General features: G+C 72.1%; 11 protein-coding genes and 2 pseudogenes. 8 read left to right on the plus strand and 5 right to left on the minus strand.

The window, feature by feature from the left end; translation table 11 throughout:
- The 6 genes and pseudogenes from G3I53_RS29850 to G3I53_RS29875 form a co-directional block, all read left to right on the plus strand.
- Positions 1 to 1,779, plus strand: a pseudogene (locus tag G3I53_RS29850) (hypothetical protein); the annotation flags it as partial.
- Between the two features lie 216 nt (positions 1,780 to 1,995).
- Positions 1,996 to 2,934, plus strand: a complete 939-nt coding sequence (locus G3I53_RS29855; protein ID WP_164338878.1) for a cellulose-binding protein — start codon at positions 1,996 to 1,998, stop codon at positions 2,932 to 2,934.
- 84 nt (positions 2,935 to 3,018) lie between these two features.
- Positions 3,019 to 3,990: an ABC transporter ATP-binding protein gene (locus tag G3I53_RS29860; protein ID WP_164338879.1), complete on the plus strand. Its 972-nt coding sequence runs from the start codon at positions 3,019 to 3,021 to the stop codon at positions 3,988 to 3,990.
- A 2-nt stretch (positions 3,991 to 3,992) separates the two neighbouring features.
- A complete protein-coding gene (locus G3I53_RS29865; protein WP_164338880.1) occupies positions 3,993 to 4,763 on the plus strand; it encodes an ABC transporter permease in 771 nt (256 codons plus the stop codon).
- A gap of 122 nt (positions 4,764 to 4,885) precedes the next feature.
- On the plus strand, positions 4,886 to 6,046 hold the full coding sequence (locus G3I53_RS29870) for an ATP-binding cassette domain-containing protein (RefSeq protein ID WP_164438961.1): 1,161 nt from the start codon (positions 4,886 to 4,888) through the stop codon (positions 6,044 to 6,046).
- Positions 6,043 to 6,930: an ABC transporter permease gene (locus G3I53_RS29875; RefSeq protein WP_164336155.1), complete on the plus strand. Its 888-nt coding sequence runs from the start codon at positions 6,043 to 6,045 to the stop codon at positions 6,928 to 6,930. The genes G3I53_RS29870 and G3I53_RS29875 overlap by 4 nt, the downstream gene beginning before the upstream one ends.
- 14 nt (positions 6,931 to 6,944) lie before the next feature.
- Here G3I53_RS29875 and G3I53_RS29880 read toward each other — a convergent pair whose 3' ends face one another.
- The 3 genes from G3I53_RS29880 to G3I53_RS29890 form a co-directional block, all read right to left on the minus strand.
- A complete protein-coding gene (locus tag G3I53_RS29880) occupies positions 6,945 to 7,337 on the minus strand; it encodes a VOC family protein (protein WP_164336157.1) in 393 nt (130 codons plus the stop codon).
- The gene (locus G3I53_RS29885; RefSeq protein ID WP_164336159.1) at positions 7,334 to 7,636 is read right to left on the minus strand and encodes a metalloregulator ArsR/SmtB family transcription factor; all 303 of its coding nucleotides are present in this window, start codon (positions 7,634 to 7,636) and stop codon (positions 7,334 to 7,336) included. Before G3I53_RS29885 ends, G3I53_RS29880 begins: the two co-directional genes overlap by 4 nt.
- An 89-nt stretch (positions 7,637 to 7,725) precedes the next feature.
- The gene (locus tag G3I53_RS29890; RefSeq protein ID WP_164336161.1) at positions 7,726 to 8,058 is read right to left on the minus strand and encodes an ATP/GTP-binding protein; all 333 of its coding nucleotides are present in this window, start codon (positions 8,056 to 8,058) and stop codon (positions 7,726 to 7,728) included.
- 240 nt (positions 8,059 to 8,298) lie between these two features.
- Between G3I53_RS29890 and G3I53_RS29895 the strand changes: the two genes are divergently transcribed.
- Positions 8,299 to 9,327: an LLM class flavin-dependent oxidoreductase gene (locus G3I53_RS29895; RefSeq protein WP_164336163.1), complete on the plus strand. Its 1,029-nt coding sequence runs from the start codon at positions 8,299 to 8,301 to the stop codon at positions 9,325 to 9,327.
- Positions 9,328 to 9,412: 85 nt separating this feature from the next.
- Here G3I53_RS29895 and G3I53_RS29900 read toward each other — a convergent pair whose 3' ends face one another.
- Complete coding sequence (locus G3I53_RS29900) at positions 9,413 to 9,805, minus strand: SCO5389 family protein (protein ID WP_164336165.1); 393 nt, start codon at positions 9,803 to 9,805, stop codon at positions 9,413 to 9,415.
- A gap of 312 nt (positions 9,806 to 10,117) precedes the next feature.
- Here G3I53_RS29900 and nucS point away from each other — a divergent pair, with 312 nt between their 5' ends.
- Positions 10,118 to 10,789, plus strand: a complete 672-nt coding sequence (gene nucS, locus G3I53_RS29905) for an endonuclease NucS (RefSeq protein ID WP_164336167.1) — start codon at positions 10,118 to 10,120, stop codon at positions 10,787 to 10,789.
- A gap of 83 nt (positions 10,790 to 10,872) precedes the next feature.
- Here the strand turns inward: nucS and G3I53_RS29910 are convergent.
- Positions 10,873 to 11,703 (minus strand): annotated as a pseudogene (locus G3I53_RS29910) (ATP-binding protein); the annotation flags it as partial.

An 11,703-nucleotide genomic window follows, 5' to 3' on the forward strand; every position in this document is an offset into this window, starting at 1 on the left:
ACGCTGGCCGCCGCGCAGGAGGAGGCGGCCCGCCGCCGCCGGGAGGCCGAGGAACTCCTGGGCGCCGCCCGGGAGGAGGCCGGCCGGGAGCGGGAGCGGGCGCGCGAGCAGAGCGAGGAGCTGCTCGCCTCGGCGCGCACGCGCGTGGAGGAGGCGCAGGCCGAGGCGGTGCGCCTGGTCGAGGAGGCGGACCGGCGCGCCACGGAGATGGTGTCGGCCGCCGAGCAGCACGCCCAGCAGGTGCGGGACTCCGTGGCCGGGCTGCACGAGCAGGCGCAGGAGGAGATCGCCGGGCTGCGCAGCGCCGCCGAGCACGCGGCGGAGCGCACCCGGCGGGAGGCCGAGGAGGAGGCCGACCGGGTCCGCTCCGACGCCTACGCGGAGCGGGAGCGGGCGAGCGAGGACGCCGGACGGCTGCGCCAGGAGGCCCGGGAGGAGACCGAGGCCGCCAAGTCCCTCGCCGAGCGGACGGTGTCCGAGGCCATCACCGAGGCGGACCGCATCCGGGCCGAGGTCGCCGACCACGCCCAGCGGGTGCGCACCGAGGCGTCGGACGCCATCGCCGAGGCGGAGCAGAGCGCCTCGCGCACCCGGGCGGAGGCCCGGGAGGACGCCAACCGCATCCGTTCGGAGGCGGCGACGCAGGCGGACACCCTCATCACCGAGGCGCGCAACGAGGCGGAGAAGCTCACCGCCGACACCATCACGGAGACCGACCGGCTGCGTTCGGAGACGGTCGCCGAGGCGGAGCGGGTGCGGGCCGAGTCGGTCGCCAAGGCGGAGAAGCTCATCGCGGACGCGACGGGCGACGCGGAGCGGCTGCGGGCGGAGGCGGCCGAGACGGTCGGTTCGGCGCAGCAGCACGCGGAGCGGCTGCGGGCGGAGGCGGAGCAGACCCGGGCCGACGCCGAGGCGGCGGCCGAGCGGCTGGTGGCGTCCGCGCGCCAGGAGGCCGAGCGGGCGCTGGACGAGGCGCGCAAGGAGGCCAACCGGAAGCGCTCGGAGGCCGCCGAGCAGGTCGACACGCTCATCACGGAGACCACCGCGGAGGCGGACAAGCTGCTGACGGAGGCTCAGCAGCAGGCGCAGAAGACGACGGCCGAGGCGGAGGCCCAGGCCGACACGATGGTGGGCGCGGCCCGCAGCGAGGCCGAGCGGCTGGTCTCCGAGGCCACCGTCGAGGGCAACTCGCTGGTGGAGAAGGCCCGCACGGACGCCGACGAGCTGCTCGCCGGGACGCGGCGGGACGCGGCGCAGATAAGGGAGCGGGCCGAGGAGCTCCGCGACCGCATCACCGGCGAGATCGAGGAGCTGCACGAGCGGGCCCGCCGGGAGGCGGCCGAGACGATGAAGTCCACCGGCGACCGGTGCGACGCGCTCATCAAGGCCGCCGAGGAGCAGCTGGCCAAGGCCGAGGCGAAGGCCAAGGAGATCGTCTCGGAGGCGAACTCGGAGGCCGGCAAGGTGCGCATCGCCGCCGTGAAGAAGGCCGAGGGCCTGCTGAAGGAGGCGGAGCAGAAGAAGGCCGCGCTGGTCAAGGAGGCCGAGGAGCTGAAGGCCGAGGCCATCCGCGAGGCGCGGCGCACCGTCGAGGAGGGCAAGCGGGAGCTGGAGGTCCTGGTGCGGCGCCGCGAGGACATCAACGCCGAGATCTCCCGCGTGCAGGACGTCCTGGAGGCCCTGGAGTCCTTCGAGGCGCCGGGCGGCGGCAAGGACAACGGCGTGAAGGCGGCGGCCGCCGCGGGCGCCCGGTCCGGCGCCAAGGCGTCCGACTCCTAGCCACCGGACCGTCAGGCCACCACCGGACCACCGTCAAACCGGGCAAACCCCTCCCGCCGGAGGGGTTCTGCCCATGGCTTTGGCAAGCCTTCCGACCGTCAGCCACTCAAAAGGGGTGTCATTCTCCGTATCAAACGTGCATCCGCTCGATGACACACCGCTTCGGCGCCTAGGATTCCCCCTATCACCTCACCGGTCTCATTCGACAGGAACCCCATGAGCGACACTTCCCCCTACGGCTTCGAGCTTGTGCGGCGTGGATACGACCGCGCTCAGGTGGACGAACGTATCTCCAAGCTCGTCTCCGACCGTGACAGCGCTCTCGCCCGCATCACCGCTCTGGAAAAGCGCATCGAGGAGCTCCACCTCGAGACCCAGAACGCCCAGGCCCAGGTCAACGACGCCGAGCCGTCGTACGCCGGTCTCGGCGCCCGGGTCGAGAAGATCCTGCGCCTCGCCGAGGAAGAGGCGAAGGACCTGCGCGAGGAGGCCCGCCGCGCCGCCGAGCAGCACCGCGAACTCGCCGAGTCGGCCGCCCAGCAGGTCCGCAACGACGCCGAGTCGTACGCGGCCGAGCGCAAGGCCAAGGCCGAGGACGAGGGCGTCCGGATCGTCGAGAAGGCCCAGGGCGAGGCGTCCCAGCTGCGTACCGAGGCGCAGAAGGACGCGCAGTCCAAGCGCGAGGAGGCCGACGCCCTCTTCGAGGAGACCCGCGCCAAGGCCGCGCAGGCCGCCGCCGACTTCGAGACGAACCTCGCCAAGCGCCGCGAGCAGTCCGAGCGGGACCTGGCGTCCCGTCAGGCCAAGGCCGAGAAGCGTCTCGCCGAGATCGAGCACCGCGCGGAGCAGCTGCGGCTGGAGGCCGAGAAGCTGCGCACCGACGCCGAGCGCCGGGCCCGCCAGACGGTGGAGACCGCGCAGCGCCAGGCCGAGGACATCGTGGCGGACGCCAACGCCAAGGCCGACCGGATCCGTTCGGAATCCGAGCGCGAGCTCGCGGCCCTGACCAACCGTCGCGACTCCATCAACGCCCAGCTGACCAACGTCCGCGAGATGCTGGCGACGCTCACGGGTGCCGCGGTGGCCGCGACGGGCGCGCCCGCCACGGAGGACGAGCCGATCTCCCGCGGGGTGCCGGCCCAGCAGTCCCGGTAACAGACCGGTACACAACGGCTGAAACCGGCGAAGCCCTCTGCCCCCGAGGTGGCAGAGGGCTTCGTCGCCCTCTAGCGTGGCGTCATGATCGAGCTCGAGGGGCTGACCAAGCGGTACGGCGAGAAGGTGGCGGTCAACAATCTGACCTTCACGGTGCAACCCGGCATCGTCACGGGCTTCCTGGGACCCAACGGGGCCGGGAAGACCACCACGATGCGCATGGTGCTGGGCCTGGACCGGCCCACGGCCGGGGATGTCCGCATCGAAGGCAAGCGGTACGACCAGCTGAAGGACCCGCTGAAATCGGTGGGGGCGCTGCTGGACGCCAAGGCGCTGCACGGCGGGCGCACCGCCTTCAACCACCTGCTGTGCCTGGCGCAGAGCAACGGCATCCCGCGGCAGCGGGTGCACGAGGTGCTCGACACCGTCGGTCTGACGGCGGTGGCGAAGAAGAAGGCCAAGGGCTTCTCGCTCGGCATGGGGCAGCGGCTCGGCATCGCCGGCGCGCTCCTGGGCGACCCGCGGATCCTGATGTTCGACGAGCCGGTCAACGGCCTCGACCCCGAGGGCATCCACTGGATCCGCATGCTGATGAAGTCCCTCGCGCAGCAGGGGCGCACGGTCTTCGTCTCCTCGCACCTGATGAGCGAGATGGCGCTGACGGCCGACCACCTCGTCGTCATCGGACAGGGCCGGCTGCTCGCCGACACGTCCATGGCCGACTTCATCCAGCGCAACTCCCGCTCCTACGTCCGGGTGCGCAGCCCGCAGCGGGAGCAGCTCCTGGACGCGTTCCACGAGGCCGGGATCACCGCCGTGGAGAGCGGCAGCGGGGTCCTGGAGGTCGACGGCAGCAAGGCCGAGCAGATCGGTGAGCTGGCCGCCCGGCACCAGATCGTGCTGCACGAGCTGAGCCCGCAACAGGCGTCCCTGGAGGAAGCCTTCATGCAACTGACCGCGGAATCGGTGGAGTACCACGCGCACTCTGGCCCGCCCGCCCCCGCCCAGCAGCAACAGCAGCAGCAGTGGGGCGACGACTGGAAGAAGAAGGGCTGATCATGGCGGCAGGACAGGTCGTCCGCTCCGAGTGGACGAAGATCCGGTCCGTGGCGTCCACGGTGTGGACGCTCTCCCTGGCGGTGGTCGTCACCATCGCCCTGGGCATGCTGATCTCGGCGCTGTCGAAGAGCGAGTTCGACAACCTCAGCGAGCGGGACCGGCTCGCCTTCGACCCCACGTTCATCAGCTTCGCCGGGATGGGCCTCGGCCAGCTCGCGATGATCGTGTTCGGGGTGCTGGTGGTGTCGAACGAGTACAGCACCGGCATGATCCGCACCTCGCTGGCGGCGGTGCCGCAACGCGCCACGTTCCTGTTCAGCAAGCTGGGAGTGGCCACCGCGCTGGCCCTGGTGGTGGGCATGGCGACCAGCTTCGCCACCTTCTTCCTCGGCCAGGCCATGCTCGGCGAGCACAAGGCGTCCATCGGGGACGAAGGGGTGCTGCGGGCGGTGATCGGCGGCGGCCTCTACATGACGCTGATCGCCCTGTTCTCGATGGGCGTGGCCGCGATGCTGCGCTCGCCGATGCTGTCGCTGGGCATCCTGATGCCGTTCTTCTTCCTGATCTCCAACATCCTGGGCAACGTCGACGCGACGAAGAAGGTCGGCCAGTACCTGCCCGACCAGGCCGGCAGCAAGATCCTTCAGGTGGTGCCGCCGCTCGACGACGACACCCCGTACGGGCCGTGGGGCGGTCTGGGGATCATGGCGCTGTGGGTGCTGGCGGCGGTCCTGGGCGGCTACGCGGTGCTCAAGAAGCGCGACGCGTAGGGAGCGGATGTCCGGGCGCCGGTTTCACCTCGCATTCAGCGGAACCGTGAGCGCCTGGATATCCTCCTAACCCTTACGGGGGCGTGTGCCCCGCTGTCCAGAACCTTCGATGGGTGCGGAGCATGATCGAGGCTGTCGGCCTGACCAAGCAGTACGGCGCGAAGACCGCTGTGTACGACCTCTCGTTCCAGGTGCGGCCGGGAGCCGTCACCGGCTTCCTGGGTCCCAACGGCTCGGGCAAGTCGACGACCATGCGCATGATCCTCGGTCTGGACAACCCCACCGCCGGCTACGTCACCATCGGGGGCTATCCGTACCGCAGGCTGCCCAACGCGGCCCGGCAGGTGGGCGCGCTGCTGGACGCCAAGGCCGTGCACGGCGGGCGCACCGCCCGCAACCACCTGCTGAGCCTCGCCCAGCTCTCCGGCATCCCGGCCCGCCGGGTGGACGAGGTGCTGGGCGTGGTCGGCCTGCACGAGGTGGCCCGCAGGCGGTCCCAGGGCTTCTCCCTGGGCATGGGGCAGCGGCTGGGCATCGCCGCCGCCCTGCTCGGTGACCCCGAGGTGCTGCTGTTCGACGAACCGGTCAACGGCCTCGACCCCGAGGGCATCCTGTGGGTGCGCAACCTGATGAAGGCGCTGGCGGCCGAGGGCCGCACGGTCTTCGTCTCCTCGCACCTGATGAGCGAGATGGCGCTGACCGCCGACCACCTCATCGTCATCGGCCGGGGACAGCTGCTCGCCGACATGAGCGTGACGGACTTCATCTCCGCCAACTCGGCGGACTTCGCGCGGGTCCGCACGCCCGACACCGAGCCGCAGGCGCGCGAGAAGCTGTCGGCCGCGCTCACCGAGGCCGGCGGCCAGGTGCTGCCCGAGCCGGACGGCGCGCTGCGGGTGACCGGGCTGCCGCTCCCCCGCATCAGCGACCTCGCCCACGCCTCGGACGTGCGGCTGTGGGAGCTGTCGCCGCACCAGGCCTCGCTGGAGGAGGCGTACATGCGGATGACGCAGAGCGCCGTCGACTACCGCTCCACCGCGGACCAGAAAGAGGGCTTCCAGGAGCCGCTGCCGCCGGGCGCGCAACCGCCGATGCCGGTGCCCGGCCAGGGCCAGCCCGGCTGGTACGCCCCGCCGCCGCCCCAGCCGGGCGAGGAGCCCTTCGCGGGGGCGTCACAGCGCGCGGCAGGGCACCCCGGGGGTCCGGCCCCGGCGGGCCCGTCCGCCGAGGCTCCCGCAGCCCCCGCCGCTCCCGACCTGACCAAGCCCGAGGACGCCCGATGAGTACGCCGCAGACCCCGACCGCGCAGGACCCCGGCCACGGCCCGGCGACCGCCCCCGGCGCCGCGTGGGCCGACGGGGAGCACCCCCGTTACACCTCGCCGATCCCGGTCGTGCGCACCCACCTCGGGCACGCGCTGGCCTCCGAGTGGACGAAGATCAGGTCGGTGCGCTCCACGATGTGGACGCTGGGCGTGTTCGTGCTGCTGGTCGTCGGCATCGGCACGCTGGCCGGACTGCTCGTGCTGACCGCGGACGCTGACCTGAACGGCGAGAGCCCGATGGGTCTCGGCCTCTTCGGGCTGCTGCTGGGCAGCATGTGCGTCATCACGCTGGGCGTGCTGACCACGGCGTCCGAGTACGGTACCGGCATGATCCGCACCACGATGGTCGCCTGTCCCGCGCGGGCGCGGGTCCTGGCGGCGAAGGCCGTGGTGTTCTTCCTGGTGGCCTTCGTGGTGACGCTGGTCTCCGTCTCGCTCGTCGCGCTGCTGCACGTGGCGATGCTGGAGGGCAGCGGGGCCCGGGCGCCCTCCGGCGAGGAGTGGCTGAAGGGCACGGTGGGCATCTCGCTCTACCTGGCGCTGCTGGGCACCCTCTCGCTGGCCGTCGGCTCGCTCATCCGGCACTCGGCGGGCGCCATCACCATCATGATCGGTCTGCTGCTGGCCCCGCTGGTGATCGCCCTGTTCATGTTCTCGTCCTCGCTCCAGGACGTGCAGCAGGCGCTGTTCCAGTACTCCATCCCGAACCAGCTGAGCATCTTCTACTCCAACTCCCTCAGCAGCTCCGGCCCGTCCGGCTGGGACCCGTTGTGGATCATGCTCGGGCTGACCGGGGTGACCCTGGGCGGCGCCTTCGCGCTGCTCAACAGCCGGGACGTCTGAGGGGCCCGCCCGGGCTACTGCTGCTGCGAGGCGATCTGGATCAGGTTGCCGCAGGTGTCGTCGAGGACGGCGGTGGTGACGGGGCCCATCTCCAGCGGGTCCTGGGTGAAGCGGACGCCGAGGCCGCGCAGCCGCTCGTACTCGGCGCGGACGTCGTCGACCGCGAACTGGGCGAGCGGGATGCCGTCCGTGACGAGCGCGTCGCGGTAGGTGCGGGCGGCCGGGTGGCCGAGGGGTTCCAGGAGGAGTTCGGGGCCGTCGGGGGCCTCGGGCGAGACGACGGTCAGCCAGCGGTCCTGCTCGCCCACCGGGACGTCGTGCTTCTTCACGAAGCCGAGCACGTCCGTGTAGAAGCGCAGGGCCTCGGCCTGGTCGTCGACGAAGACACTGGTCAGCTGGATCTTCATGGGGTGTTCTCCGGTCCGGTCGGGTCGGTGGGGGGCCAGCGTTCGGTGATCCTCCGCAGCGGGGCCGTGTCCAGGTCGTGGAACTTGTAGCGTCCCTCCCGCCTGGTCCCGACGAGTCCCGCCGCCTCCAGCACGGCGAGGTGCTGGGAGACGCCCTGGCGGGAGATGCCGAGCCCGTGCTTCATGGCCAGGCGCGAGCAGATCTCGAACAGGGTCTGCCCGGACTGCTCCGCGAGCTCGTCGAGGATCGTGCGGCGCGTGGGGTCGGCCAGGGCTTTGAACAGTTCGTCGTCGGCCACACCCCCACCATAGGCAAGTGTTCACTTGCCTATCAAGCCGGGGAGCGCCGCACGGGCGCCCGGCCGCCGGCCGGGCGGGCCGGCGGACGTCAGAACCTCGGTGCGTTGCGGGACCGCTGCACGCGCGTGGTCCGGCGGTCCCGGGCGTTCCAGCACGCCTTGTGCCAGTGCCGGCGCTCGTCGACGCCGGAGTGCTCGGGCCACGCCACCAGGTGCGGCACGCCGTCCGGGATCAACTGGTCGCAGCCGGGGCAGCGGTAGGCCTTGCCCTGGGCGCTGGCTCCGGCCACGTGCCGTACGCTCCACTCCTCGCCCTGCCAGCTCTCCGTGGACTGCCAGCCGCCGTAGCGGCCGGAGCGGTCGTCCTCGGCACTGCGGCCGGCGGAACCGGCTCCCTTGGGTCGGTTGCGACGCGGGGACAAGGGACACCTCACGGGGCTATACAGGGTGCAGCGACCCGTCCAGCGTACGCGGCGGGACCCCGGGCACACGGACGCGACCGGTCCTCCCACGTCGCCCTCGGGGCGGCTCCGAGCCCCTTCCCGGCGGTCCATTCTGCAGACAATCCGGAAAATCCCCCGCCCGGCCGTGTCCTCGGCACGTGTCAGACGGTTATGCCGTGTGGGGGAGCTCCGTGTCGGAGCCAAGGAAGCAGGAAAGCAATGCGCGTTGGAAGTTTCGTACTGGCCGCCCAGTTCCCTGGGCAGGGCGAAGGGGAGGCACTGCACCGTGCGGTCCGCTCGGCGGAGGTGGCCGAGGAGGCGGGGCTCGACTCGGTCTGGCTGGCCGAGCACCACTTCGTCCCCTACGGCACCTGCCCGTCGGCCGTGACCCTGGCCGCCCTCCTGCTCGGCCGCACCCGCCGGCTGCGGGTCGGCACGGCGGTCAGCGTGCTGCCCACCGCCCACCCCGTGGCCCTCGGCGAGCAGGCGGCGCTGCTGCACCTCACCAGCGGCGGCCGCTTCTCGCTGGGGGTGGGGCGCGGCGGCCCCTGGGTCGACCTGGAGGTGTTCGGGTCCGGCCTGGAGGCGTACGAGCAGGGCTTCCCCGAATCACTCGATCTGCTGATGCGCTGGCTGCGCGAACCGCGGGTCGGCGCGGACGGCGAGCGCTTCCGCTTCCGTGAAGTGCCCGTCGTGCCGCGCCCGTCGGAATCGCTCACGCCGGGCGGCGGACCCGAGGTCGTCGTCGCGTGCACCTCGCCGGCGAGTGTGCGGCTGGCCGCCGAGCGGGGCCTGCCGATGCTGCTGGGCATGCACGTCGGGGACGAGGAGAAGGCCGAGATGGTCGCCCTGTGGCGGCGCCACGCGCGCGCCTCGGGCCGGCCGGCCGAGGAGATCCAGGAGGCCGCCCACGTCTCCGCCGGTGTCTGCCAGATCGCCGACCGGCGCTCGGACGCGGTGGAGACCCTGACGAAGGCGATGCCGGGCTGGCTCCGCCAGGGGCTCGAGGCGCATGTGACCGTGGACGGCCGGCAGCGGCAGATGCGCGACCCGCTCGCGTACACCGAACTGCTCTGCGGGCTGCACCCGGTGGGCACGCCGCGGCTGTGCGCCGACCGGCTCGCCGCGACCGGCGAGCGCACCGGCATCTCCCGCTTCGCACTGCTCGTCGAGGGTTCCGGCGACCTCGCCGCGACCGAGGAGAACGTACGGCGGCTCGGCAGCGACGTGCTCCCCCAGCTCGCCTGAGCGAGCCGGGGAACCATGGGGCTTGCCGCCCCGGTACAGACCGCACCTCCCGCGTACGGAGCGGCAAGCGAAGGACGGGGGCGCATCAGCAGTCGCGCAGCTCCGGTGACTGGTTCAGCAGCTGACCGCGGATGGAGGTGAAGCGCGCCAGCGTCTCGTCGACCGAGGAGTCGAGCGGGAACACCGCCACCCGGTGGCAGTTCTGGAAGGCCAGCCGGACACCGAAGTGCCGTTGCAGCGCGCCACGTATCGCGTCACTCGCAAGTGCACGCAGCAGTTGACCGCGTGCCTGCTCGTCCGGCGGAGGCGTCTGGTTGTCGGCGAAGACTCCGCCGTCGACCTTCAGCTGGGCCACCAGGGAGCTGATCATCTCCCACGCATACGGCAGGGAGGTCCGGACGCAGTCGACGAAGGCGGCTTCGTCGACCTCGCCTCGCTCGGCCTGTTCGAGTAGGGCCGGTGAGACGTCGAGCGACATGGGTTCTCCTCTCGCACCCCCGTCGAGCAGGGGTTGCCTGACAGATAAGGGAGTTCGCGATATCGGGCACGCTGCGTACACGTCTCGCGACCTCCCGTTCACTACCGTAAGCAACCGATCGGGCCCGCACCAGGCGAACAGCCGGATGCGGAACAACCTGTGGGCCGGTAATCGGCCATCGACGAAACCGTGGTTTCCAGGAGATTCAGGACGTGCCAGGTGGGTCCCACGGGCCCTGTGCGGTCCTTGAATCCGGGACCTGTTCCCGGGCGAATCGCATCGGGGCGGGCCCGTCGAGTAGCGTTGCCGACCATGCGTCTCGTCATTGCCCGTTGCTCCGTGGACTACGCCGGGCGGCTCACCGCCCACCTCCCCCCGGCGCCCCGCCTGATCCTGGTCAAGGCGGACGGCAGCGTCTCCATCCACGCCGACGACCGGGCCTACAAGCCCCTGAACTGGATGTCGCCCCCCTGCACGTTGAAGGAGGGGACCGGAGCGGAGGAGGGGGTCTGGACCGTCGTCAACAAGGCGGGCGAGAAGCTCATCATCACGATGGAGGAGATCCTGCACGACTCCTCGCACGAACTGGGGGTGGACCCCGGTCTGATCAAGGACGGCGTGGAAGCACACCTTCAGGAGCTGCTCGCCGACCGTATCGAGACCCTCGGCGAGGGCTACACCCTCATCCGGCGCGAGTACATGACCGCCATCGGTCCCGTCGACATCCTGTGCCGGGACGCCGACGGGAAGACCGTCGCGGTGGAGATCAAGCGGCGCGGCGAGATCGACGGCGTGGAGCAACTCACCCGGTACCTGGAGCTGTTGAACCGCGATCCCCATCTCGCGCCGGTGCGCGGCATCTTCGCCGCCCAGGAGATCAAGCCGCAGGCACGGGTGCTCGCCACGGACCGGGGCATCGGCTGCCAGGTCCTGGACTACGACGCGCTGCGCGGCATCGACGACGACAAGCTGCGCCTGTTCTGAGCGACGGCGCCCGCGCCGTGTGCGAAGGGCCGGATCCCCGCGGGGGTCCGGCCCTTCGCGCGCCCGCGCCCGCGGGCGGGGTGTCAGATCACCGTGTCCGGATCGCCGGGCGTGTCCGTGTCACCGGTCTCCGGCGCGCTCGCCGAACTGCTGCTCTGCGCCGGGGAGGACGGGGCGGGGCCGCTGGCGCTGTCGCTCGTCGACGGCGGCGGGGGCTCCTCGGTGTCCGTGGGGGTCGGCGTCGTCGGCTCCGGCTCGGTCGACGGGTCGGTCGGCGTGGTCGGGCTGGTGGGGTCCGTCGGCTTGTTGCTCGTCGGCGGCTTCGTGGAGGACGGCGGCCGGGTGGACGACGGCGGCTTCGTCGACGTCGACGTCGGGTCACCGGGCTCGCCGGTGCCGCTCGGTCCGTCCGACGGCCGCGCCGACCCGCTCTCGGTGGGCGTGGGGTCGTCCGAGGTGCCGAAGGTGCCGTCCGGGCCGGGGTCGGTCGGGCGGCTGGTGGCCGTGCCGGTGTCGCCCTCCTGGCCCGCGCGGTCGGCGCCCAGGCTGTCGTCGTCGACGCCCTGGCTGGCCGAGGGGTTCACGCCCACGTTCTCCGACGGGGTGCCGGCGTCGTTGCCGGACGTGGCGCCGAGGGTGACCACCGTCCCGAGCACGGCGACGAGCAGGGCGCCCGCGCCGGTGGCCACCAGGTTGCGCCGGGCCAGGCCCTTCAGACCGCCGCCGGCCTTCGCCGGGGACGGCGAGGCGACCGTGGGCGTGGTCCCGGTGCGCTGGATCACCAGGGCGGTGTCCGCGGGCGGGCGGAGCTCCGGGAAGGCCGCGGGCGCCCCGCGCGGGGGTGCGGCGGGCTCCTCGGGCCGGACGTCCGGCAGCACGTCGGCGAGCGGCGGGAGGGCCATCGGGATGCCCGA

The sequence above is a fragment of the Streptomyces sp. SID14436 genome, assembly GCF_010548465.1.
Classification (GTDB): domain Bacteria; phylum Actinomycetota; class Actinomycetes; order Streptomycetales; family Streptomycetaceae; genus Streptomyces.